The sequence below is a fragment of the Pantoea sp. S61 genome, from assembly GCF_016625145.1.
Lineage (GTDB): Bacteria > Pseudomonadota > Gammaproteobacteria > Enterobacterales > Enterobacteriaceae > Pantoea > Pantoea rwandensis_B.
Window position 1 is genome coordinate 1 of record NZ_JACVUO010000016.1, and the last position, 22,518, is coordinate 22,518.

At 54.4% G+C, this 22,518-nt stretch carries 25 protein-coding genes; 10 read left to right on the forward strand and 15 right to left on the reverse strand.

Annotated elements, in window-relative coordinates; genetic code table 11:
- Nucleotides 1–221, forward strand: a 221-nt coding sequence (locus IAE30_RS30135; protein ID WP_234472848.1) for a hypothetical protein, incomplete at its 5' end; no start/stop codon positions are given.
- Complete coding sequence (locus tag IAE30_RS23045) at nt 199–549, forward strand: FlxA-like family protein (protein ID WP_034825893.1); 351 nt, start codon at nt 199–201, stop codon at nt 547–549. The genes IAE30_RS30135 and IAE30_RS23045, both read left to right, overlap by 23 nt.
- Here IAE30_RS23045 and IAE30_RS23050 read toward each other — a convergent pair.
- The gene (locus tag IAE30_RS23050; RefSeq protein WP_200681080.1) at nt 546–1,466 is read right to left on the reverse strand and encodes a LysR family transcriptional regulator; all 921 of its coding nucleotides are present in this window, start codon (nt 1,464–1,466) and stop codon (nt 546–548) included. The two genes, IAE30_RS23045 and IAE30_RS23050, sit on opposite strands and share 4 nt — an antisense overlap.
- A 99-nt stretch (nt 1,467–1,565) precedes the next feature.
- Between IAE30_RS23050 and IAE30_RS23055 the strand changes: the two genes are divergently transcribed.
- Nucleotides 1,566–2,567, forward strand: coding sequence for a bile acid:sodium symporter family protein (locus IAE30_RS23055; protein ID WP_034825889.1), 1,002 nt, complete (start codon nt 1,566–1,568; stop codon nt 2,565–2,567).
- Nucleotides 2,568–2,598: 31 nt separating this feature from the next.
- Here IAE30_RS23055 and IAE30_RS23060 read toward each other — a convergent pair whose 3' ends face one another.
- The 3 genes from IAE30_RS23060 to zipA all read right to left on the reverse strand — a co-directional run bounded on the left by IAE30_RS23060 (nt 2,599) and on the right by zipA (nt 5,902).
- A complete protein-coding gene (locus tag IAE30_RS23060) occupies nt 2,599–2,817 on the reverse strand; it encodes a DUF3820 family protein (protein ID WP_038645584.1) in 219 nt (72 codons plus the stop codon).
- A gap of 1 nt (nt 2,818) precedes the next feature.
- Complete coding sequence (gene ligA / locus IAE30_RS23065) at nt 2,819–4,837, reverse strand: NAD-dependent DNA ligase LigA (protein ID WP_038645581.1); 2,019 nt, start codon at nt 4,835–4,837, stop codon at nt 2,819–2,821.
- Nucleotides 4,838–4,909: 72 nt separating this feature from the next.
- On the reverse strand, nt 4,910–5,902 hold the full coding sequence (gene zipA, locus IAE30_RS23070) for a cell division protein ZipA (RefSeq protein WP_038645580.1): 993 nt from the start codon (nt 5,900–5,902) through the stop codon (nt 4,910–4,912).
- A gap of 217 nt (nt 5,903–6,119) precedes the next feature.
- Between zipA and cysZ the strand changes: the two genes are divergently transcribed.
- The 6 genes from cysZ (at nt 6,120) to IAE30_RS23100 (ending at nt 11,546) form a co-directional block, all read left to right on the forward strand.
- Nucleotides 6,120–6,878: a sulfate transporter CysZ gene (gene cysZ, locus IAE30_RS23075; protein ID WP_200538133.1), complete on the forward strand. Its 759-nt coding sequence runs from the start codon at nt 6,120–6,122 to the stop codon at nt 6,876–6,878.
- 140 nt (nt 6,879–7,018) lie between these two features.
- A complete protein-coding gene (cysK, locus tag IAE30_RS23080) occupies nt 7,019–7,990 on the forward strand; it encodes a cysteine synthase A (RefSeq protein WP_038645575.1) in 972 nt (323 codons plus the stop codon).
- Between the two features lie 386 nt (nt 7,991–8,376).
- Complete coding sequence (gene ptsH, locus IAE30_RS23085) at nt 8,377–8,634, forward strand: phosphocarrier protein Hpr (RefSeq protein WP_007889063.1); 258 nt, start codon at nt 8,377–8,379, stop codon at nt 8,632–8,634.
- A 159-nt stretch (nt 8,635–8,793) separates the two neighbouring features.
- Nucleotides 8,794–10,521 (forward strand): phosphoenolpyruvate-protein phosphotransferase PtsI, encoded by a 1,728-nt coding sequence (ptsI, locus tag IAE30_RS23090; RefSeq protein WP_034825874.1) that lies wholly within the window; start codon nt 8,794–8,796, stop codon nt 10,519–10,521.
- A gap of 42 nt (nt 10,522–10,563) precedes the next feature.
- Nucleotides 10,564–11,067 (forward strand): PTS glucose transporter subunit IIA, encoded by a 504-nt coding sequence (gene crr / locus IAE30_RS23095; protein WP_034825872.1) that lies wholly within the window; start codon nt 10,564–10,566, stop codon nt 11,065–11,067.
- Nucleotides 11,068–11,228: 161 nt separating this feature from the next.
- Nucleotides 11,229–11,546 (forward strand): hypothetical protein, encoded by a 318-nt coding sequence (locus IAE30_RS23100; protein ID WP_200681081.1) that lies wholly within the window; start codon nt 11,229–11,231, stop codon nt 11,544–11,546.
- A 143-nt stretch (nt 11,547–11,689) separates the two neighbouring features.
- On the opposite strand, the gene IAE30_RS23105 is transcribed toward IAE30_RS23100, so the two are convergent.
- The 11 genes from IAE30_RS23105 to IAE30_RS23155 all read right to left on the reverse strand — a co-directional run bounded on the left by IAE30_RS23105 (nt 11,690) and on the right by IAE30_RS23155 (nt 21,428).
- Nucleotides 11,690–13,051, reverse strand: coding sequence for an ATP-binding protein (locus IAE30_RS23105; protein WP_200538131.1), 1,362 nt, complete (start codon nt 13,049–13,051; stop codon nt 11,690–11,692).
- Nucleotides 13,048–13,728: a response regulator transcription factor gene (locus IAE30_RS23110; protein WP_038645567.1), complete on the reverse strand. Its 681-nt coding sequence runs from the start codon at nt 13,726–13,728 to the stop codon at nt 13,048–13,050. The genes IAE30_RS23105 and IAE30_RS23110 overlap by 4 nt, the downstream gene beginning before the upstream one ends.
- A gap of 178 nt (nt 13,729–13,906) precedes the next feature.
- The gene (gene cysM / locus IAE30_RS23115; RefSeq protein WP_200538130.1) at nt 13,907–14,788 is read right to left on the reverse strand and encodes a cysteine synthase CysM; all 882 of its coding nucleotides are present in this window, start codon (nt 14,786–14,788) and stop codon (nt 13,907–13,909) included.
- A gap of 72 nt (nt 14,789–14,860) precedes the next feature.
- Nucleotides 14,861–15,949, reverse strand: a complete 1,089-nt coding sequence (cysA, locus tag IAE30_RS23120; protein WP_045814861.1) for a sulfate/thiosulfate ABC transporter ATP-binding protein CysA — start codon at nt 15,947–15,949, stop codon at nt 14,861–14,863.
- On the reverse strand, nt 15,939–16,811 hold the full coding sequence (gene cysW, locus IAE30_RS23125) for a sulfate/thiosulfate ABC transporter permease CysW (RefSeq protein ID WP_038645560.1): 873 nt from the start codon (nt 16,809–16,811) through the stop codon (nt 15,939–15,941). The genes cysA and cysW overlap by 11 nt, the downstream gene beginning before the upstream one ends.
- On the reverse strand, nt 16,811–17,644 hold the full coding sequence (gene cysT, locus IAE30_RS23130; RefSeq protein ID WP_034825859.1) for a sulfate/thiosulfate ABC transporter permease CysT: 834 nt from the start codon (nt 17,642–17,644) through the stop codon (nt 16,811–16,813). The genes cysW and cysT overlap by 1 nt, the downstream gene beginning before the upstream one ends.
- Nucleotides 17,644–18,660: a sulfate ABC transporter substrate-binding protein gene (locus IAE30_RS23135; RefSeq protein ID WP_200681082.1), complete on the reverse strand. Its 1,017-nt coding sequence runs from the start codon at nt 18,658–18,660 to the stop codon at nt 17,644–17,646. The genes cysT and IAE30_RS23135 overlap by 1 nt, the downstream gene beginning before the upstream one ends.
- Before the next feature lie 194 nt (nt 18,661–18,854).
- Entirely contained in the window at nt 18,855–19,751 is an 897-nt protein-coding gene (locus IAE30_RS23140; RefSeq protein ID WP_200681083.1) for a Dyp-type peroxidase, read from the reverse strand.
- A gap of 98 nt (nt 19,752–19,849) precedes the next feature.
- On the reverse strand, nt 19,850–20,470 hold the full coding sequence (locus tag IAE30_RS23145) for an RpoE-regulated lipoprotein (protein ID WP_200538126.1): 621 nt from the start codon (nt 20,468–20,470) through the stop codon (nt 19,850–19,852).
- A 63-nt stretch (nt 20,471–20,533) separates the two neighbouring features.
- Nucleotides 20,534–20,995, reverse strand: a complete 462-nt coding sequence (locus IAE30_RS23150) for a DUF2919 domain-containing protein (RefSeq protein WP_200681084.1) — start codon at nt 20,993–20,995, stop codon at nt 20,534–20,536.
- A gap of 7 nt (nt 20,996–21,002) precedes the next feature.
- A complete protein-coding gene (locus IAE30_RS23155) occupies nt 21,003–21,428 on the reverse strand; it encodes a GNAT family acetyltransferase (RefSeq protein ID WP_034825851.1) in 426 nt (141 codons plus the stop codon).
- Nucleotides 21,429–21,638: 210 nt separating this feature from the next.
- On the opposite strand from IAE30_RS23155, the gene amiA reads away from it, so the two are divergent.
- Nucleotides 21,639–22,496, forward strand: a complete 858-nt coding sequence (amiA, locus tag IAE30_RS23160; RefSeq protein ID WP_038645549.1) for an N-acetylmuramoyl-L-alanine amidase AmiA — start codon at nt 21,639–21,641, stop codon at nt 22,494–22,496.
- The last annotated feature ends 22 nt before the right edge of the window (nt 22,497–22,518 follow it).

Genomic DNA, 22,518 nt, shown 5'->3' on the forward strand with positions numbered 1-22,518 from the left:
AGTTGACTTTTAATCAATTGGTCGCAGGTTCGAATCCTGCACGACCCACCAATGTAGAAAGGCGCCCTAAAGGCGCCTTTTTGCTATCTGCGATTTGCCTAACCTCACAAAACCTTTGCAAACACTTAACGCTTTGTGTGCTCAAGCCGTTTTATCCCCTTGCCGATAACGATAATGGTCTATTGCAAGGAGAAAACCATGTCGACTATCTCAAGTGTTAGCAGTATCAGTACGGCGAGCAGTGGTGGCGGTTCAACATCACAAATTGCCAGCCTGAATAAACAGATTCAAAGCCTGACCCAGCAAGTCAAAGATCTTTCCAACGACGATACCCTGACAGATGAGCAAAAATCTGAACAGGAGCAGATGCTGGAGTCACAAATTCAGATGGTTGAAGCTCAAATTGCACAAATTGAGCAGCAGGCAGCTGAAAAGGCACAGCAGAAGCAGGAAGCCCAGCAACCCACCACGGAAAGTGCCACCAGCGCTCAAAAAGCCGATGGCATCAACCGTCCAACTGACACCAATCAAATCAACGTTTACGTTTAAAACGCCGGTTTGAGAGCACGTTGTTGCGCCAGCAAGCCTGCTTGTTGGCGCACCTCCTGCCAAATCGCTTCCGCGGCTGGCGTCAGGGAACGGTTTTTGCGTTTGATCAGCATGAGATTTCGATGAATTTCCGGATAGAGGCGTCGCACCGTCAGTTTCCGCCCCGCCGGCAGCGGTAACGCCAGAGCAGGTAAAATGCTGATGCCAATCCCTGCTTCCACCATCGGGAACAACGTGGCGGGATGGCCAATTTCCTGTACTACCTGCACCTGAATCGATAACTGCTGCAGCGCTGCATCCACCAGCAGACGGCTTCCTGAAGCATAATCCTGCAAAACCAGGTTGCGCCCCGCCAGCATCGTCCACTCCGCTTGCTCAATCCGGGCCAGTTCATCATCCGCATGGCACAACAGTAAAAACGGCTCCTGCAAAATCGCTTCGTAATCCAGATCGGCATCTCCTAACGGCCCGATGACAATGCCAAAATCGACTTCCGCATTGCGAACGCTTTGTAGTACGGATTGCTGTGCGCGATCGTGCAGAATGACGCGAATATCCGGATAACGTTGCTGGCTACTCGCCAGACATTGCGGCATCAGATTCGCCGAAGGTGTCTGGCTGGCGGCAACACGCACGGTGCCACTGCGCTGCTCGCCGTAACTGCGCACATCCAGCAGCGTGGTGTTTAACTCCTCCAGCAAACGCTCCAGGCGCGATGCCAGCTGATGCCCTGCTTCCGTCAGCATCACTTCGCGCGTGGTGCGGTCCAGCAAACGCACGCCCATCTCCGCTTCCAGCTCTTTAATACTGTGGCTGACCGCCGACTGGCTGAGCCCAATCGCCTGCCCTGCCTGGCTAAAACTGCCCTGCTGCGCCACGGCCACAAAGGTGCGTAACTGACGTAAGGTATAATTCATCGATATCGCTCATAGATTAATGCAATAAATCAATTTTATTTCTAAACCCAGCTGGCGCACAATCAGCACCATCTTTTTTATTTTAACCGGATTGTAACAATGGGCTTTTTACGACTCGACCCGATGATGGTCAAACTCATCATCACTGTGCTGTTGGCCAGCTTCATCCCGGCCAAAGGCGGGTTTGTCGATTTCTTTGAATACCTGACCACTGCCGCCATCGCCCTGCTGTTCTTTATGCACGGCGCTAAGCTGTCACGCGAAAAAATCATAGCCGGCAGCAGCCACTGGCGTTTGCATCTGTGGATTATGTGCAGCACCTTCGTGGTATTCCCGATTCTTGGCTTGCTGCTGGTGTGGTGGCATCCGGTGAACGTTGGCCCAGAGATTTACACTGGCTTCATTTACCTGTGTATTCTGCCTGCCACCGTGCAGTCTGCGATTGCGTTCACCTCCATGGCGGGGGGTAACGTTGCCGCTGCGGTCTGTGCCGCTTCTGCTTCCAGCCTGCTCGGCGTATTCATCTCACCGCTGCTGGTGAATCTGGTGATGAACGTGCACAGCGATGCGCCGAGCAACGGTCTGGAGCAGATTGGCAAAATCATGCTGCAACTGCTGGTGCCTTTTGTGATTGGTCATATGTCACGTCGCTGGATTGGCGGTTGGGTAGAGAAACATCGCAGCCTGATTGGTAAAACCGACCAGACCTCAATTCTGTTAGTGGTTTACTCCGCGTTCAGCGAAGCGGTGGTCAACGGTATCTGGCATCGCGTGGGTGTGGATACGCTGCTGTGGATTCTGGCGGGTAGCGTGCTGATCCTGTTTGTCGCGCTGGCGATTAACCTGGGTGCCTCGCGTCTGTTCGGCTTCAGCCGCGCCGATGAAATCGTGGTGCTGTTCTGTGGTTCGAAAAAGAGTCTCGCCAATGGCGTGCCGATGGCCAATATCCTGTTCCCGGCCAGCTCCGTGGGGATTATCGTGCTGCCGCTGATGATCTTCCATCAGGTGCAGTTGATGGTCTGCTCCTTCATCGCTCAACGCTATAAAGCGGGCAATGAGAAGCGGCTGGCGCAACAGCAAGTTGAAGTGCAGAAATCATAAGTAAAATGGCCCGCGATGGCGGGCCATTTTGTTATTCACTGCGTTTGAGTGGTTTAACTAACCCCTGCAATCCTTCAATTTTGATCGCTAAAGTCAGCTGCATCAGCTCGCCCAACTTCCCTGCCGGAAATTCGTTTTTACGCGCAAACCACAGCAGATACTCTTCTGGTACATCAATCAGCATGCGGCCTTTATACTTGCCGAATGGCATGGCGGTATTGGCGATTTCAACCAGCTGATGTTTGTCCACGTTAGGCTCCCAGAAGGCGAATCATTTCCGCTTCGTCGATCACGGGTATACCGAGCTCCTGCGCTTTCGCCAGTTTGGAACCCGCTGCTTCGCCAGCAATCAGTAAGTCTGTTTTCTTCGACACGCTGCCGCTCACTTTCGCGCCCAGCGCGACTAAACGTTCTTTGGCATCATCGCGGTTCATCTGTGACAGCGATCCGGTCAGCACCACGGTCTTGCCAGCAAACGGACTGTCGATCTCTTCAATATTCACCACTTCCACCTGCGGCCAATGCACGCCCACCTCTTCGGTGAGCTCGCGGATCACTTCGCGATTGCTCTCTTCTTCCATGAAGTTGCGCACATGCGCGGCCACCACTTTACCCACGTCCTGTACCGCAATCAGCGCATCCAGATCGGCGTTCATCACCTTCTCAAGATCGCCAAAATGATTGGCCAGATTGGCCGCAGTGGCTTCACCGACTTCACGGATGCCAAGGGCATACAGGAAACGAGGGAGCGTGGTGAGCTTGGCTTTTTCCAGCGCATCCACCACATTTTGTGCCGATTTCGGCCCCATGCGATCCAGCCCCGTCAGCTTGCCCGCCGTCAGACGGAACAGATCGGCAGGCGTGTGCACATACTCTTTTTCAACCAGCTGATCGATGATTTTGTCGCCCATGCCATCGACATCCATCGCACGTCGGGAAACGAAATGTTTGAGCGCCTCTTTACGCTGGGCACCACAAATCAGTCCACCGGTACAACGAGTAACGGCTTCGCCTTCCACGCGCTCGACATCCGAGCCACACACCGGGCAATGGCTGGGGAAGACGATTTCACGGGTATTATCCGGACGTTCGGATTCCACCACGTTGACCACCTGCGGAATCACATCTCCGGCGCGGCGAATCACCACTTTGTCGCCAATGCGCAGGCCAAGACGCGCAATTTCATCCGCGTTGTGCAAGGTGGCATTACTCACCACCACGCCAGCCACCTGCACCGGTTCCAGACGCGCGACGGGCGTAATCGCGCCAGTACGCCCCACCTGAAACTCAACATCGCGCACAAAGGTCATCTGTTCCTGCGCCGGGAATTTAAAGGCCACGGCCCAGCGCGGGGCGCGAGCAACAAAGCCTAACTGTTCCTGCAGCGCCTGCGAATCGACCTTGATGACCACGCCGTCAATATCGAATCCAAGTGACGGACGGTCTTGCTCAACCTGACGATAAAACTTCAGCACCTCTTCCGCCGTATGCGCGAGGCGAATACGGTCACTGACCGGCAAACCCCAGGCTTTAAATTGCTGCAGACGCTGCCAGTGACTGGCGGGCATATCACCGCCTTCCAGCAGGCCGAAACCGTAACAGAAGAAAGTCAGAGAACGTTTAGCGGTAATGCGCGGATCGAGCTGACGTAGCGATCCTGCCGCGGCGTTGCGCGGGTTGGCAAACACTTTCGCGCCGGTGCGACGTGCATCCTCATTGAGCTTCTCGAAGCCCGCTTCGGTCATAAAGACTTCACCACGTACTTCGACACGCGCAGGAATATTGTCGCCGTGCAGACGCAGCGGAATGGCATGGATAGTGCGCACGTTGGCGGTAATATTCTCGCCCGTTGTGCCATCACCGCGTGTCGCCGCACGCACCAGCAGCCCATCTTCATACAACAGGCTGACCGCCAGACCATCCAGCTTCAGTTCGCAACAGTAGGTCAAATCATCGCTGCTTTTCAGACGATCCTGCACGCGTTTATTAAAGGCCAGGAAACCGGCTTCATCGAAAGTGTTGTCGAGTGACAGCATGGGCACTTCGTGGCGAACTTGTTCGAAAGCGGCCAGCGGTGCTGCGCCCACGCGCTGAGTCGGCGAATCCGGGGTAATGAGATCAGGGTGTGCCGCTTCCAGTTCACGCAGTTGCTGCATCAGTCGGTCATATTCTGCATCCGGAATTTCCGGCGTATCCATCACGTGATAGAGGTACTCATGATGACGTAACGAGGTGCGCAGCGCGGTGATCTGCTCCTGAACCGATTTCATAGTGTTTTATCCGATAAAAAACCCCCGACATGCGGGGGTTGTTTCGTTAATATTTGATTTTGCTCGCAGCTATCAACCGATAACCTCGCGAATGCGTGCTTTGTAGGTTTCCAGCTTCTGCGGCGTCATCATGCGACGCTCATCATCCAGCACAACCCCGCCGACATCGTCCGCAATACGCTGGGCAGATTGCAGCATCAGCTTGAAGTTTTGGTTCGCATCGCCATAAGACGGCACCATCATAAAGATGGATATGCCTGGCGTGCTGAAATCGCCCATGGTGTCGGGATTAAATGACCCCGGTTTCACCATGTTCGCCAGACTGAACAGCACAGGACCGCTGCCCGCTGGACTCAGGTGACGATGGAAAATATTCATCTCACCAAACTGGAAGCCCGCTTGCAGAATACCCTGCAACAGAGCTTCACCGTTCAGTTCGCCACCGGCGTGAGCAGCAACATGCAGCACCAGTACCGCTTCATTTTTTCTCTGGGTAGAAGCAGCAGGCTGTTTTGGTTCATCATGTGCGACCGGCGCTTCTTCTTCGTATTCAGGCTCTTCAGCGGCCTGGAACTCAGGCGCAGGCTGCGTGGCAGAAAGTGGCTCGTTATCCAGTAAGGGATCGGCCTGAACGGATTGAGGTTGCGGTTGTGGCTGCGGCGCAGGTTTAACCACCGGCGGTTGTGGCGCAGGTGCAGGCTGGCGCACTTCCGGCTCATCATCCAGCAGCGGATCGCCCATCAATGGGGTTTCATGACGCGGGAATGGCTGACGTGCAGGTTCAGGCGCACGTGGCGCGCTGACAGGCTTAGTCACAGGTGCGTCGAATTCAGGTTCGACATGCGCGTCACGATTGCGACGGACACGCACTTCGCCGACACCATCATCATCTTCTTCGCTCAGCAGATCTTCATCCGCTTCTTCGCGCTGTTTCAGACGTTTGTGCGGGCGATCGCGAAACACGGAAGAGCGCTCTTTACGGCTGGTCCACAGTCCGTGAAGTAGCAACGCTATTATGGCGATCGCGCCAACAACGATTAATATCAGACGCAAATCCTGCATCATTGTATTCTCTGTTGTTCCAATACCTTGCCACCACGGCAAACTTTATCCTCTAACTGTATTTGCCCAGCTACACAAGTGCAAGTCTGTGCAGTATTTTCTGACAAATAAGATAGCTGCCCCACGCTTTTTTGCTGATTTTTCGCGCAAAGTGCGCCTGCCACCGACAAAAAGCCAGGTTATGATGTTTGCGCCGCCACATAAAGGAGAAAGGCTCGCTATGCCCGTTGAGAAATCGCCCTCATCATTAAATGGTATTCATTACTTTGCCGAAGGCTGGAGACTGGTGCGTCTGCCTGGCATCCGTCGTTACGTCATTATTCCTCTGCTGGTGAACATATTTCTGCTAGGAGGCGCCTTTATCTGGCTGTTTCAACGGCTCGGAGAGTGGATCCCGGCCTTGATGTCGCACATCCCTGATTGGTTGCAGTGGCTGAGTTATTTGCTGTGGCCGCTTTCCGTCATATCGATTGTGCTGGTATTCAGCTACTTCTTCTCCACCATTGCGAACTGGATTGCCGCCCCCTTTTGTGGATTGCTGGCCGAGCAGCTGGAAGGCCGCCTCACCGGTCACCCGCTGCCGGATAGCGGTTGGATGGCGATGTTTAAAGATATCCCGCGCATCATGAAGCGCGAATTACAGAAGCTTGGCTACTATTTACCACGCGCATTGGTGTTGCTGCTGCTTTACTTTATCCCCGGTTTTGGACAAACGGTGGCACCGGTATTATGGTTTCTGTTCAGCGCGTGGATGCTGTCGGTGCAGTACTGCGACTATCCCTTTGATAACCACAAAGTGAGTTTTCAGCAGATGCGCAGTGCGTTACGTCAGCATAAAACGGCGAACATGCAATTTGGCGCGCTGGTCAGTTTGTTCACCATGATTCCGATTCTGAACCTGGTCATCATGCCGGTGGCCGTATGTGGCGCTACCGCGATGTGGGTTGATCGCTACCGCCTACAGCATGCGCGTCATTAAAGCTTCAAAAAGCCTTATGCATTTTTGCGTAAGGCTTATGGTTGTGGGCTATATAGATATGCGATTTCTTTCCTTCCGCACACCGGAAGAACAGGTATGCTCTGAGGGTTCCCAATATTTCATACAGTTAAGGACGAGCTATGAGTAAGATCTATGAAGACAACTCTCTGACAATTGGTCATACGCCGCTGGTTCGACTGAACCGCATCGGTAATGGACGGATCCTGGCGAAGGTCGAATCGCGTAACCCGAGCTTCAGCGTCAAATGCCGTATCGGTGCCAATATGATTTGGGACGCAGAAAAGCGCGGAATTTTGAAGCCAGGCGTTGAACTGGTCGAGCCAACGAGCGGTAACACTGGCATTGCACTGGCTTACGTGGCCGCCGCTCGTGGTTACAAGCTCACGCTGACCATGCCTGAGACCATGTCTGTTGAACGTCGCAAGCTGCTGAAAGCACTGGGCGCGAATCTGGTGCTGACCGAAGGCGCAAAAGGCATGAAAGGTGCCATCGCCAAAGCCGAGGAAATCGTCGCCGGCGATCCGGATAAATTTGTGCTGCTGCAGCAATTCAGTAATCCAGCTAACCCGGAAATCCATGAGAAAACCACCGGCCCGGAAATCTGGGAAGACACAGACGGTGAAGTAGATGTGTTCATTGCGGGTGTAGGTACCGGCGGCACGCTGACAGGCGTAAGCCGTTACATCAAGAACACCAAAGGCAAAAAAGACTTAATTACCGTAGCGGTAGAGCCGACTGACTCTCCGGTCATCGCTCAGGCTATCGCTGGTGAAGAGATCAAACCGGGCCCGCATAAGATTCAAGGCATCGGCGCAGGTTTTATCCCCGGCAACCTTGACCTGAAACTGGTAGATCGGGTTGTCGCCATCACCAACGAAGAAGCCATCAGCACTGCGCGTCAGTTGATGGAAGAAGAAGGCATTCTGGCCGGTATCTCTTCAGGTGCGGCAGTGGCTGCTGCGCTGAAGCTGCAGGAAGATGAGGCATTCGCCAACAAGAATATCGTGGTGATTCTGCCCTCCTCTGGCGAGCGTTATTTGAGTACCGCTTTATTCGCCGACCTGTTCACTGAAAAAGAGCTGCAGCAGTAAACGCCTTAGTCTGAAAACGACGAAAAAAGCACCCGAATGGGTGCTTTTTTGTGGCGCAGATCTCACTTTTATCACCAGACAGATTGATTTCAATGACGCGGCTCTGGTATTTAAGCTCCCAATTATTTCGGTGCCTGAAATTAATCTGGCTTTGAAGTGGATCAAGCTGAATGGAATTACTGATTTGGCGAAACGGCGAATCACGGCATACTTAGCAAGGTGACCTTTTCGCACAGTTTTTGATCTGCTGCTGAAAGACACACATTATTCAGCGCATTTTTTGGTCAGCTTAATGCCATACCAGCGCACCTATACAGGCTAAAGTGACGGCTCCAGGCTAGACTTTAGATCCATAACACCAAACCTGATAAAGTTGGGGAAATAGAATGTTCCAGCAAGAAGTTACCATTACCGCACCTAACGGCCTTCATACCCGTCCTGCAGCTCAGTTCGTTAAAGAAGCTAAGGCTTTCCAGTCAGAAATCACTGTGACCTCTAATGGCAAATCTGCCAGCGCGAAAAGCCTGTTCAAACTGCAGACTCTGGGTCTGACTCAGGGTACGGTTGTTACACTGTCTGCTGAAGGTGAAGATGAGCAGCAAGCGGTTGAGCACCTGGTGAAACTGATGGCTGAGCTGGAGTAATTCCGCTCAGGCAAGCAACTAAACCGACTCCTTTGCCCCATTGAGTGCAAATATCTTGATCGCGGACAACCTGTCCGCGTTATTGCTTCCTTAGAGTACTGTTCCGCGACAGTGGCAACGCATTGGGTCAATGAGCCATCGTGATTAAAAGGTAGGGTTATGATTTCAGGCATTTTAGCATCACCGGGTATCGCTTTCGGCAAAGCACTTCTGCTGAAGGAAGATGAGATCGTCATCAGCCGTAAAAAAATTACTGACGATCAGGTTGAGCAAGAAGTTCAACGCTTCCTTGATGGACGTGGCAAAGCGGCAGTACAGCTCGAAGCCATCCGTGTCAAAGCCGGTGAAACCCTCGGTGAAGAGAAAGCGGCGATCTTTGAAGGTCACATCATGCTGCTCGAAGACGAAGAGCTGGAGCAGGAAATCATCGACCTGATTAAGAAAGATCACGCAACGGCTGACGCTGCGGCGTACTCTGTCATTGATGGCCAGGCCAAGGCGTTGGAAGAACTCGACGACGAATACCTGAAAGAACGTGCGGCTGACGTACGTGACATCGGTAAGCGTCTGCTGCAAAACATCCTCGGTCTGCATATTGTCGACCTGGGTGCTATCGCAGAAGAATCTATTCTGGTGGCGAAAGATTTAACGCCTTCAGAAACCGCACAGCTGAACCTGAAGAAGGTGCTGGGCTTTATCACCGATATCGGTGGCCGTACCTCGCATACGTCCATCATGGCGCGTTCTCTGGAGATCCCAGCGATTGTCGGTACCGGTAATGTCACCACGCAAATCAAAAACGGTGACTTCCTGATCCTTGATGGCGTGAATAACAAGATTTACGTTAATCCTACCGATGCAGAACAAGAAGAACTGAAAGCGATTCAGACGCAATACCTGTCTGAAAAGCACGAACTGGCGAAACTGAAAGATCTGCCCGCCATCACCCTGGACGGCCATCAGGTGGAAGTGTGCGCCAACATTGGTACCGTACGCGATGTCGCCGGTGCAGAGCGCAACGGTGCGGAAGGCGTGGGCCTGTATCGTACCGAATTCCTGTTTATGGATCGTGATTCACTGCCCACCGAAGAAGAGCAGTTCCAGGCTTACAAAGCGGTGGCGGAAGCCATGGGTTCTCAGGCTGTTATCGTGCGTACCATGGACATCGGCGGCGATAAAGACCTGCCGTACATGAACCTGCCGAAAGAGGACAACCCGTTCCTCGGCTGGCGTGCGATTCGTATCGCCATGGACCGCAAAGAGATTCTGCATGCTCAGCTGCGCGCTATCCTGCGTGCCTCTTCCTTCGGCAAACTGCGCATCATGTTCCCGATGATCATTTCGGTGGAAGAAGTGCGTGCACTGAAGGCCGAACTGGAGCTGCTGAAAACCCAGCTGCGCGAAGAAGGCAAAGCCTTTGATGAGACCATTGAAGTGGGCATTATGGTGGAAACACCGGCTTCAGCGGTGATTGCGCGCCATCTGGCGAAAGAAGTCGACTTCTTTAGTATTGGGACAAATGACCTGACGCAGTATACTCTGGCGGTCGATCGTGGTAATGATTTGATTTCACACCTCTATAACCCAATGACGCCATCTGTTTTGGGCCTCATCAAGCAAGTGATCGACGCATCACATGCCGAAGGGAAATGGACCGGCATGTGTGGTGAGCTGGCTGGTGATGAACGTGCTACACTACTGTTACTGGGAATGGGGCTGGACGAATTCAGCATGAGTGCCATTTCAATCCCGAGCATCAAGAAGATTATTCGTAATACTAATTTCGAAGATGCTAAGGCATTGGCGGAGCAGGCTCTGGCTCAACCCACAGCGGAAGATTTAATGAACCTGGTGAACAAGTTCATTAAAGAAAAAACGCTCTGCTGATCCACGAGACGCTGGCCCCAAATTACTGCTTAGGAGAAGATCATGGGTTTGTTTTCTAAACTTTTTGGCGAAAAATCAGAGAGCGCGTCAGGGACTATTGATATCGTTGCGCCTCTGTCAGGCGAAATCGTGAATATCGAAGACGTACCTGATGTGGTATTTGCTGAGAAAATCGTGGGTGATGGTATCGCCATTAAACCGACTGGCAACAAAATGGTTGCACCGGTTGATGGTACCATTGGCAAGATTTTTGAGACCAACCACGCCTTTTCAATCGAATCTGACAACGGCATCGAGCTGTTCGTCCACTTCGGTATCGATACGGTTGAACTGAAAGGTGAAGGCTTTAAACGCATCGCCGAAGAAGGCCAGAAAGTGAAAAAAGGCGACGTGGTGATCGAGTTTGATCTGCCATTGCTGGAAGAGAAAGCAAAATCTACGCTGACGCCGGTTGTGATCTCGAACATGGACGAGATCAAAGACCTGATCAAACTCTCCGGTCAGGTGACTGTGGGCGAAACCCCGGTTATCCGTATCAAGAAGTAAGCAGCGTTTTGATAGTAAAAACGGCACCCACTGGGTGCCGTTTTTGTTTGTGTCGCTGCCTGGAACCAAAGGGTGCGGTGGCGGTTAGTGCTAGATCGGTTGAATTGGGACGCGTGGCGGTGACGTCGGGCTAGTGTGGTGGTGTTGGGGCTGGTGCTGTGGTGTTGGGGCTGGTGCGGCGGAGTTGGGGCTGGTGCTGTGGCGTTGGGGCTGGTGCTGTGGCACTGGGGCTGGTGCGGCGGCGTTGGGGCTGGTGCGGCGGCGTTGGGGCTCGTTCTGTGGCACTGGGGCTGGTGCGGCGGAGTTGGGGATGGTGCGGTGGCGTTAGGGATGGTGCGGTCGGTCAGGACAACCGGGCAGATCGCAAAGACGGCATAAACCATCCCTGGGCCTCGGCCCTCGCCATCCATGGCGAGGGACGCTTTGCTCCTCTGCCCGGTCGTCCTGCCCTACTCCACATTGTGCGTGCTGCTTTTTGACTGTGTTAGATGTACGGCTTCGTGCGAACAGTTTCGTTGTATGGGTCGCAATGCATTGCGCGCTTGCCTGTGCCAACCGTACTGCATGGGCGCCCTGCTCTGGATTCACAAGAACGGGGGTAGATTGTGAGCGCTTTAAACCTTCAGTCTTGTTTCCAGCGCGGCAGCTTCAAGGTCAGCTCCAGACCACCTTCAGGGCGATTGACCGCCTGTACCTCACCGTGATGCGCCAGAATCACCTTACGCACGATGGAGAGTCCTAAGCCGTATCCCTTGCCCATCAGTGGCGAATTAACGCGTACGAAGGGATCGAAGATGCTGGAGAGCTTCTCTTCGTCAACGCCCGGCCCCTGATCGCGCACGCGAATCGCCAGCCACTGGTTCTCCGCCTGTAGCCTCACGCTGATATGCTGGCCTTTGTGCGAGAAACGCAGTGCATTACGCAGCACATTTTCCACACCACGACGAATCAACTCAGCATTGCCGTGCACGGTGTAATCGGCGTTCTCGTCCACCTGAAAATCGACTTTTACCCCCGGAATCTGAGCCTCATAGCGCACGTCCGTGACCACTGCGTGCAGCAGACCGGTGAGATCGAAATACTGCTCGCCCGGCATACTTTCGTGTTCCGCACGCGACAGCGTTAACAGCTCGCCAATCATCTTATCGAGACGGCGCGCTTCTTCATCAATGCGATTCAGGGAGGATTCGACGGACTCCGGCGTTTGCCGCGCCAGACCGGTCGCCAGTTGCAGGCGCGCCAGCGGTGAGCGCAGTTCGTGGGAGATGTCGTGCAGCAACTCCTCACGCGCCTTTACCAGCGTATCAAGACGCTCCACCATGGCATCGAAATCCTGCGCCACAATCGAAAGCTCATCGTGGCGCTTGCGCATTACAGGATAGAGCCGCACTGACAAATCACCACTGGAGACTCGCGCAAAACCTTCACGCAGCTGCCGCATCGGACGCGTCAGGTTCCATGCCAGCAATAGGCTGAACAGCAGACCGAGCGCGCCGGCAAAGGTAAACATCGGCTCCGGGATATTCAGAATCCGACGCGGCCCACCGCCGCCCATCGAGCTATCTTCTCGCAGCCCCTTCACGTCATAACGCAGCTCGTACTCTTTACCGTCCTGCCCTTTAACCCAGCGCACAATGACGTCGGGGAAAGGCCCATGGAACGGCTCATTGATGCTCTCGGGCGGCGCATTATTGGGGGTAGCCATAGGCCTGGAATGTTGAATCACGGAGAAGAACTGACGATCGTTGGGCTCCCAGTCAGCCATCATGTCATCCAATGAACTGGGACCACCACGTTCCAACACCGACACCGCAGAGGCCATCTGCAAATTCACAATACGCCGAATCGCCATCAGCTCTGGCGGTTCATGATGACTGCCGGAGAGCGTAAACCCCAGCCACAACATCTGGCTAATGATGACAAAAACGATCCAGAAGCCCAGCAATATCTTCCAGAACATGCGGCCACGGTAGCTGTATTTCATCGAATGCGGTAACCAATACTGCGCACAGTTTCAATGTTGATGCTGTCGGCGGTCAATGCGGCCAGCTTCTGACGAATGTTGCTGATATGCACATCCACGCTGCGATCGTAAGCTTCACGCGGGCGACCCAGCCCTTTCTCTGACAATTCGTCCTTCGACACCACGCGATCGGGCGCACGCAGCAGCAGATCCAGCAGGTTGAATTCAGACGCCGTCAGATCAAAGGCTTTGCCCTGCCATTCGGTGATGCGTGTGGCCGGATTCAGGCTCAACTCGCCCCAACGCAGTACTTCTTTTTTGTCCTGCACCGGTGCCTGATCTTCAAAACGACGCAGTACAGCACGCAGACGCGCCACCAGCTCACGCGGATAGCACGGTTTTGGCACATAGTCGTCCGCACCCATTTCCAGGCCAATCACGCGATCGATATTGTCGCCTTTCGCCGTCAGCATGATCACCGGTAAGCGGCTGTTCTGACGCACCTGCCGCAGCACATCAATACCGCTCATATCCGGCAGCATAATGTCGAGAATCATCGCGGTATAGTTGCCCGACAGCGCCCCTTCAATCCCGGCGCTTCCGGTTAAAACCAATTGCGTTTCAAAACCTTCCGCAATCAGGTACTGGCTCAGCATGGTGCCAAGTTCTACATCGTCATCAACAAGCAGAATTTTCATCTTTATCTCTCGTACAAAATTGCCGCTATTTTGGCCTGAGTTGGCAATGAGCGCAGCCGATTTTACTCGATCCTTACAGTGCCAACACCAGAGGATTATCAGGGAGACTATAGACAAAAATGGCCCGGTCGCACCACAACAGCGCAAGCAGGCCAGATAAAATGCGGGGAAGAGGAGATCAGTGGAACACGCCGGTTGAGAGATAACGGTCACCGCGATCGCACACTATCGCCACCACGATGCTGCCGGGATGGGCAGTGGCGATGCGCAGCGCGCCTGCCACAGCACCACCGGAACTCACGCCGCAGAAAATCCCTTCACGTTGCGCTAGCGCACGCATGGTTTTTTCGGCTTCCAGCTGTGCCATATCGATGACCTCATCCACTAACTCAGGACGGAAAATCCCCGGCAGATAAGCTTCAGGCCAGCGGCGAATGCCCGGAATGCTGCTGCCCTCCTGCGGCTGTAAACCAATGACTTTCACGGCGGGTGCAAACTCTTTCAGATAGCGTCCTACGCCGGTGATGGTGCCCGTGGTGCCCATACTGGAGACAAAGTGAGTCATGCGTCCCTGCGTCTGCTGCCAGATTTCCGGGCCGGTAGTGAGATAGTGGCCGAGTGGATTGTCGGGATTATTGAACTGATCCAACACCCTGCCCTCACCGCGATCGGCCATCTCTTGCGCTAAATCGCGGGCGCCTTCCATACCCTGTTCGCGCGTCACCAGGATCAATTCCGCGCCGTAGGCACGCATCGCGTCCTGCCGCTCCTGGCTCATGTTATCGGGCATCAGCAGGCGTAACTTATAGCCTTTCATCGCCGCGATCATCGCCAGGGCGATGCCCGTATTCCCACTGGTGGCTTCAATCAGAGTATCGCCGGGTTGAATGTCACCGCGCTGTTCCGCCTGATGAATCATCGACCAGGCAGCACGATCTTTTACCGAACCGGCCGGATTATTGCCTTCCAGCTTTAACCAGATTTCACTGCCGTTATCGGGCGTCAGGCGTTGCAGCCTGATCAACGGCGTATTACCGATGGTATTTTCCAGTGTGGTCACGGTTTGATTCCAGACAGAAGAGAGGCAAATAAATCGGGCGGGAAAGTCCCGCCCGAAGGAGTGTCAAAAATATCAGGCGCTTTCGGCAAAGGCAACCGGACGCAACGGCGCAGTGCCATGGTAAAGTCGTGCCTGTTGCAAGCCAACAAACAGACGTTCGCCACGGATCGGTGCAGTATGGTCGCCGTCATAGACCACCGAGAAGACATCACCCTGCCAGCCGCTTGGCTGCACCACTAATTGCCAGAAGTGACCGCGCGGGCTGATCTCCAGCACCTGCACCGGCAGCGGCGTTTCCAGGCTGCTCTGACGCGAGATATCCACTTCCCACGGACGCAGGAACAACTCGACCTCACCCTGATGTGCGGGCGTGTAACCTAATGGCCAGCGATGTGCACCCACATGGAATTGTGAACCGTGCACTTCACCGTCAAAGCGATTCACTTCGCCGAGGAACTCCAGCACAAAGCGGGTAGCCGGTTCCTGCCAGACTTCGTCAGGCGTGCCGACCTGTTCGATATTACCCTGGCTCATTACCACCACGCTGTCAGCGACTTCCATCGCCTCTTCCTGGTCATGCGTCACAAACACGCTGGTGAATTTCAACTCTTCATGCAACTGACGCAGCCAGCGACGCAGCTCTTTACGCACCTGCGCATCCAGCGCGCCGAAAGGTTCATCCAGCAGCAAGATCTGCGGTTCCACTGCCAGCGCACGCGCCAATGCCACGCGCTGCTTCTGTCCACCCGAAAGCTGAGCCGGGAAACGATTGGCGAGATGCGCCAGCTGCACCATCTCCAGCAGACGCGTCACACGCTGTTTAATTTCAACGGCGGATGGGCGCTCACGGCGCGGCAACACGGTTAAACCAAAGGCGATGTTATCGAACACGGTCATATGGCGGAACAGCGCATAATGCTGGAACACGAAGCCAACCTGGCGATCGCGCGCGTGAATGCGGCTGACATCTTTACCGTGGAAATGAATCTGCCCGCTATTCTGATGCTCAAGACCCGCGATGATGCGCAGCAGCGTGGTTTTGCCCGAGCCTGACGGCCCCAGCAGCGCCACCATTTTGCCGGTAGGAATATCCAGAGAGATATCGTTTAGCACCGGCGTATGGCCGAACGCTTTGTTAATGTGTTTAATCTCAATGCTCATGATTTTCCTCCTGTTGGCGCTTCTGCTGATGCTCTAATCGCCACTGCACCACACTTTTCAGAAACAGCGTCAAAATGGCCATCAGGGTTAACAGCGCAGCCGCGGTAAAGGCGCCAACGGTGTTGTAATCCTGATGCAGTAATTCAACCTGAAGCGGTAAGGTGTAGGTCTCACCGCGAATCGATCCCGAGACCACTGAGACCGCACCAAACTCGCCAATCGCACGCGCGTTGGTTAACACCACGCCGTACATCAGCGCCCAGCGAATGTTCGGCAACGTTACGCGGCGGAACATCTGCCAGCCCGAGGCGCCTAACAGCACCGCGGCTTCATCTTCATTGCTGCCCTGGCTCAACATCACCGGCACCAGCTCACGGACCACAAACGGGCAGGTGACAAAAATGGTGGCCAGCACCATGCCCGGCCAGGCAAACATGATCTGAATATTGTGCGCGTCCAGCCAACCGCCCGCCGGCCCGTTGATGCCCCAGAACAGCAGATACATTAGCCCCGCCACCACCGGTGACACGGCAAAAGGAATATCAAACAGCGTCAGCAGCAGTTGGCGGCCCGGGAAAGTAAAGCGCGTTACCAGCCATGCCAGCAGCGTACCGAACACCAGATTGACCGGCACGGTAATCAGCGCCACCAGAATCGTCAGCCAGATGGCGTGCAGCATGTCACCCTCTTTTAAATTAGAGAGCGAGGCAATAACCCCCTGGCTCAGGGCTTCCCAAAAGATGGAGATCATCGGGACCACCAGCAGCAGGAAGGAGACCAGCGCGCCCACGCCAATCAGCAGCCATTTACCCCAGTTCACTGGCTGACGCTCAGCGTGATTAATCTGCGAAATCTCCGCCATTAGTGGCCTCCTAAGCGACGGCCAAAGCGGCTCTGCAAGGTGTTAATCGCGAACAGCAACAGCAGCGAAGCGGCCATGATGACCGAGGCGATAGCACTGGCCGCCGGGTAATCAAACTCTTGCAGGCGAACAAAAATCATCAGCGAGGTGACTTCGGTTTTCCACGCGATGTTACCTGCGATAAAGATAACCGCACCAAACTCACCCAGGCTGCGCGTGAACGATAACGCCGTGCCCGCTAACAGCGCGGGCGCCACCTCTGGCAGCACCACACGGCGGAAACTTTGCCACGGTGTCGCACCCAGCGTTTCGGCCGCTTCTTCATATTCCGGGCCTAACTCTTCCAGTACCGGCTGCACCGTACGCACCACAAACGGGATGCTGGTAAAGGCCATCGCCACTGCAATGCCCAGCCAGGTGTAAGAGACTTTAATATCGAAATGGGCCAACCATTGACCATACCAACCACTCACCGAGAACAGCCCCGCCAGCGTCAGGCCGGCGACAGCAGTAGGCAGTGCAAACGGCAGATCCATCAGGCCATCCAGCAATGCGCGGCCAGGGAAACGGTAACGGGTCAGAATCCAGGCCATTAACATGCCAAAGAACGCATTGAAAATGGACGCCACACCCGCCGACAACAGCGTGACTTTATAAGCCGCAATCAGCTGTGGATTGGTGACCACATCCCAATATTGCGCCAGCGTCATGTTGGACAACTGCATCAGCAGCGCGCTGATTGGCAACAGCAGGATCAGGCAGGTAAATAGCAGGCTGGTGCCGAGGCTGAGACCAAACCCCGGCAGCACGCGCTTTTGCGCTAAAGCAAACATCAACCGCGCCCCGCTGCCAGTAATTTATCCAGCTCACCGCCGCTGGCAAAATGGGTTTTCATCACGTTATCCCAGCCGCCAAAGGCATCCTGCACATTAAACAGCGCGGTCTGCGGGAAGCGGTCTTTCTGTTCCGCCATCAGCTGTGGATTGTTCACGCGATAATAGAAACCGGTAATGATTTTCTGCGCCTCAGGGGAATAGAGGAAATTCAGGTAGGCTTTTGCCGTGTCTGCGGTGCCGTTGTGCTCGACGTTTTTGTCGACCCACGCCACCGGAAACTCCGCCAGAATATTGGTCTTAGGCACAATGACTTCGTAGTCATCTTTGCCGTATTGATTGCGGATGTTGTTCACTTCCGATTCGAAGCTGATCAGCACATCCCCTAAACCGCGTTCCGCGAAGGTGGTCGTCGCGCCACGGCCGCCGGTATCAAACACTTCGACGTTTTTCAGGAATTTCGTCATAAAGGCTTCGGTTTTGGCTTTGTCTTTACCATCCGCCTGATCGGCAGCGCCCCAGGCCGCCAGATAGGTATAGCGACCATTACCGGAGGTTTTCGGGTTCGGGAACACCAGCTTCACATTATCGCGCGCCAAATCCGACCAATCGTGGATTTGCTTAGGATTACCCTTGCGCACTAGAAACGCCATGGTGGAGTAGAACGGTGAGCTGTTGTTCGGCAGACGGGTTTGCCAGTCAGCCGGGATCAGGTTGCCTTTGTCATGCAGCACCTGCACGTCAGTGACCTGATTGTAGGTCACCACATCCGCGCGCAGCCCTTGCAGAATAGCCAGCGCCTGTTTTGATGACCCGGCATGCGATTGTTTAATCGTCAGCTTGTCATTGGGATGTGCTGCATTCCACTGTTGTTCAAATGGCGCATTCAGGGCAACAAACAGCTCGCGCGAGACATCATAAGAGCTGTTCAACAACTCTGTTGCCTGCGCTGCACCGGCTAACGCCAGTGACAAGGCGATTCCGCTCATCCATTTTTTCGCAATCGGAAGTGTCATGCTGCACCCTGCTAGTCGGCGAAATCGCCAATGCCATTAGATGCTGTCAGTGTATTTATAACTCAGGGCAAACCAGTAACGGTTTTATATATCGTTTGGGGATTTCAAAGTCTAAAAAGGCATAAGACGGCGGGAGAGTTTATGCGAAGAGCGGGATTAACCGTGAGCGGCGCAGAGGGCCGCTCACCCGCCTGTTACAGCGCTTGTAATGCGTCCAGTGAAGGCGCGAAGAAGTAGCTGCCGGTGACCGGTTTGGTGAAACGCAGCATCGCATCCATCTTGCCATCGCGCTCACCGAACATACTCAGCAACTGCTGCTCGATGTTATAGAGGCGGTTGCAATAGGAGATGAAGTACAGCCCGTGCGTGCCACTGGCAGTGCCGTACGGCAAGCTCTGGCGCAGGATTTTCAGCCCTTTGCCCTCATCTTTCAGATCAACGCGGCTCAGATGTGAGGTCACGGGACGTTGGTCGCCGGGTAACTCCTCGTTATCCACCTTGGTGCGACCCATAATCGCTTCCTGTTTCTCTACCGCCATGCGGTTCCACAGTTTGAGATTGTGCTCCCAGCGTTGCGTAAACACGTAACTGCCGCCCGCATCCGGCCCCTCGGCGATAATCGCCACCTGCTGACGTGCTTCGCCCTGCGGGTTTTCGGTGCCATCGACAAAGCCCGACAGATCGCGATCTTCAACCCAACGGAAGCCGTGCGTCTCTTCTTCAATCACGACCGCATCAGCAAAGGCGGCGAGTGCGGCCTGCGCCAGCGAGAAGTTCACGTCATGACGTAACGATTGGATATGGATGAGCAAATCACGCTGGGTCGCAGGCGCAATACCTTTACCCAGTGGCGCGAAAGCTTTCAATTCCGACGCGGAAGAGGCACCTTGCAGGTAGCGCCACAACGCATCACCAAAGGCGATCACCGCGCCCAATCCGGCCTCGGCAAATTTCTGTTGTAGCGCTTCAAATTGCTGCAGAAATGATTTGCTGCCCTGACGCAGCGCCTTGAGGTCACCCGTGACGCGGGCTTCAAGCCAAATGGCGAAACGGCGGTGTTCCAGCAGGATCCCGCTCTGAAATTGAGACATTGCACTGCTCTCCGGCATGATGAGTTAAGACGTTTTTTTCGCCTGTATCATACCGGAAAGCCACACTGAGGTTGTGCGTTAACGCAACTTTTTTTCGCTTAGCGCTGCCAAACGATCTTGCTGATTTTCCAGCTTTTTAAGGTATCGTCAGCGGGCATCAAACCCTCGGGGCCGTGTCCTTCTCCGCTGTAGATATAGGAGATGTGCTGGCTACCCGGCGCACGGCATTCCACATCGCGCGCATCTAATCCCGAGACCAGTTTGCAGTTATCGAAGGCTTTACTGAATTTGTCGCTAAACAGATCGCCGATTTTGCTGCCATCAGCGCTTTTGGCTGCGGTGTCCAAGACTTCAATACGCTCTACGCTGCTTTGACCATTGATCACCAGCTTCAGTTTGCCGTCATCCAATGCCTGCCAGAAATCCACCACCTGACCATTTTGCGTGCGCATCCCCTGACGCAGTTGGTAATCGTTGTTCAGCGCTTTACCAATCGCCGCTTCCGACATCGCCGTGGTGCTGCTGAGTCCAGCCACACCCTGCTCGGTTACGGTTAACGAACCGCCAAACCAGTTCATTGGATTCAGTGCCGACCAGTGATAGCTCAGCGGATTATACCAATGGCTTTCGCTCGCGCTGGAGGCGGAAGAGGAACCTGAACTGGCACATCCTGCCAGAATCATGGCGCTGACCAGCAGTGCGGGACGAACAACTTTCATGAATACTCCTTGATCTTCTGTGCCGATTGGCGTGCCTGTTGGAGTCGCAAATCGGCAAAAAGTTTATTCGAGATGCAGATGTTCCGGCAGAAAACAGTCGCGCAAGCGCTGATGGGTTTGCAGCCAAATCAACGCCAGCAGATCAAACAGCGTTAAAAGTAGCGGCCACGGAGCGTCCGGAAAAGCGCCCTGTACCAGCCCGTAGCCTTGCGACAACAGACTGATCAATAACGACACACTCAGCACCTGACGCCAACTCTGCCACAGGCGCGGCCAGCGTTGGCGATAGCCGGTCAGCAGCAAACCCGCTGCCGCCGGAATGCCCAGCGCCAATCCAATCCAAAAGCTCTGACGGTCGGGATAGAACAGCGCCAGCAGATCGTTACCCTGCTGACGGGACGCGCCCGCCATCACCAGTAACAGCCAGGTGCGCGCCTGCAATAACAGAATCAGCCAGAAAAGAAACGGCAGCCGTAGCTGCCCTTTTGCATCGTATTCGTCTGGCAAATATTTCAGCCCCATCATTGGCGGCTTAATACTCGCGGTCTTCGATTAAACGTTTACCCAGTAACACCGAGTCCACAGGCTCGTAATCGAGCTTTTCGTAGAAGGCGAGCACCTGGTCATTTTCTTCACGCACCATCAGATTGATTTTCGGACAGCCGCGCGCGATTAACTTCTTCTCCAGGCGGTTCATCAATGCATTAGCAAAGCCGCGCCCCTGATAATCGGGATGCACCGCCAGATAGTAGACCGATCCGCGATGGCCATCGTAACCGCCCATCACCGTGCCGACCACTTCGCCGCCCACTTCCGCCACCAGAAACAGTTCGGGATCGTGGTTCATTTTACGTTCGATATCCAGTTCCGGATCGTTCCACGGACGTAACAGATCGCAACGCTCCCAGAGCGTGATCACTTCTTCAAAATCTTCCTGGCGGAATGAGCGGATTTCCATCGGCGTTACCCTGCTGTTAGGCACAATTCGCTGATTATCACGCATTCTTTGCCAGGCGCAACCCTCACGCCGCGCAACGGCGGAAAAAAACGGCTAAATTGCTGTTAGTACCGTGTAATACAAAGTAATGCGCTGAAATGGTTGTGAAGTCGCCGCAGGGCAATTGTTACGATATAACACTGGGCAGGATTTCCTGTCAGGGACACTATTATGAATAAAATTTCACTGCTGAAGCGCCTTACTAATCGCCGCCAGCTGATTCTTTCTGGCCTGGCGCTGGCGGTGCTGTCACCCCGTGCGGTGATGGCAAAAGAAGAGAGCGCCGATTTGCGCGTCAGCAAAGGTCACACCCCGCCTAAACCGGCGACTAACGGTAAACGCATCGTGATGATCGATCCCGGTCACGGCGGCATTGATTCGGGCGCGGTTGGCGAAGAGGGCTCGGAAGAGAAACATATCGTTCTGGCAATTGCCAATACCGTGCGCACGCTGCTGCAAAATCACCCTAAAGTGGAAGTGCGACTGACGCGAGAAAGCGATCACTTTATTCCGCTCTACCAACGCGTCGAAATCGCGCATCAGCACGGCGCCAATCTTTTTATGTCGATTCATGCCGATGGTTACACCAGCCCGGATGCCAACGGCGCGTCAGTATTCGCGCTGTCGAACCGCGGTGCCAGTAGCGCCATGGCGCGCTACATGTCGCAGCGCGAAAACGATGCCGATAAAGTCGGTGGCGCGGAAGTGCAGGAGAAAGATAATTATCTGAATCAGATTCTGTTCGATCTGGTCCAGACCGATACCATCCGCAATAGCCTGACGCTGGGCAAACACGTATTGGATCAGATTCGCCCGGTGCATCATCTGCACAGCCAGCATACCGAACAGGCCGCGTTTGCCGTGTTGAAGTCGCCCTCGATTCCATCAGTGCTGGTCGAAACCTCCTTTATTACCAACCCGCGTGAGGAGCAACTGCTGGGTACCACTGCCTTCCGCCAGAAGATCGCCAGCGCGATTGCCGACGGTATCGTCAATTACTTCAACGAGTACGATCGTCGCCAGGCGTAGCGCTGTCCTGTGATAGAATCGC

Bases quoted from the DNA above. Each gene is read 5' to 3' on its own strand.
- IAE30_RS23045 (WP_034825893.1), top strand. From the start codon at position 199: ATGTCGACTATCTCAAGTGTTAGCAGTATCAGTACGGCGAGCAGTGGT.
- IAE30_RS23050 (WP_200681080.1), bottom strand. From the start codon at position 1,466: ATGAATTATACCTTACGTCAGTTACGCACCTTTGTGGCCGTGGCGCAG.
- IAE30_RS23055 (WP_034825889.1), top strand. From the start codon at position 1,566: ATGGGCTTTTTACGACTCGACCCGATGATGGTCAAACTCATCATCACT.
- ligA (WP_038645581.1), bottom strand. From the start codon at position 4,837: ATGAAATCGGTTCAGGAGCAGATCACCGCGCTGCGCACCTCGTTACGT.
- zipA (WP_038645580.1), bottom strand. From the start codon at position 5,902: ATGATGCAGGATTTGCGTCTGATATTAATCGTTGTTGGCGCGATCGCC.
- cysZ (WP_200538133.1), top strand. From the start codon at position 6,120: ATGCCCGTTGAGAAATCGCCCTCATCATTAAATGGTATTCATTACTTT.
- cysK (WP_038645575.1), top strand. From the start codon at position 7,019: ATGAGTAAGATCTATGAAGACAACTCTCTGACAATTGGTCATACGCCG.
- ptsH (WP_007889063.1), top strand. From the start codon at position 8,377: ATGTTCCAGCAAGAAGTTACCATTACCGCACCTAACGGCCTTCATACC.
- ptsI (WP_034825874.1), top strand. From the start codon at position 8,794: ATGATTTCAGGCATTTTAGCATCACCGGGTATCGCTTTCGGCAAAGCA.
- crr (WP_034825872.1), top strand. From the start codon at position 10,564: ATGGGTTTGTTTTCTAAACTTTTTGGCGAAAAATCAGAGAGCGCGTCA.
- IAE30_RS23105 (WP_200538131.1), bottom strand. From the start codon at position 13,051: ATGAAATACAGCTACCGTGGCCGCATGTTCTGGAAGATATTGCTGGGC.
- IAE30_RS23110 (WP_038645567.1), bottom strand. From the start codon at position 13,728: ATGAAAATTCTGCTTGTTGATGACGATGTAGAACTTGGCACCATGCTG.
- cysA (WP_045814861.1), bottom strand. From the start codon at position 15,949: ATGAGCATTGAGATTAAACACATTAACAAAGCGTTCGGCCATACGCCG.
- cysW (WP_038645560.1), bottom strand. From the start codon at position 16,811: ATGGCGGAGATTTCGCAGATTAATCACGCTGAGCGTCAGCCAGTGAAC.
- cysT (WP_034825859.1), bottom strand. From the start codon at position 17,644: ATGTTTGCTTTAGCGCAAAAGCGCGTGCTGCCGGGGTTTGGTCTCAGC.
- IAE30_RS23135 (WP_200681082.1), bottom strand. From the start codon at position 18,660: ATGACACTTCCGATTGCGAAAAAATGGATGAGCGGAATCGCCTTGTCA.
- IAE30_RS23140 (WP_200681083.1), bottom strand. From the start codon at position 19,751: ATGTCTCAATTTCAGAGCGGGATCCTGCTGGAACACCGCCGTTTCGCC.
- IAE30_RS23145 (WP_200538126.1), bottom strand. From the start codon at position 20,470: ATGAAAGTTGTTCGTCCCGCACTGCTGGTCAGCGCCATGATTCTGGCA.
- IAE30_RS23150 (WP_200681084.1), bottom strand. From the start codon at position 20,995: ATGATGGGGCTGAAATATTTGCCAGACGAATACGATGCAAAAGGGCAG.
- IAE30_RS23155 (WP_034825851.1), bottom strand. From the start codon at position 21,428: ATGGAAATCCGCTCATTCCGCCAGGAAGATTTTGAAGAAGTGATCACG.
- amiA (WP_038645549.1), top strand. From the start codon at position 21,639: ATGAATAAAATTTCACTGCTGAAGCGCCTTACTAATCGCCGCCAGCTG.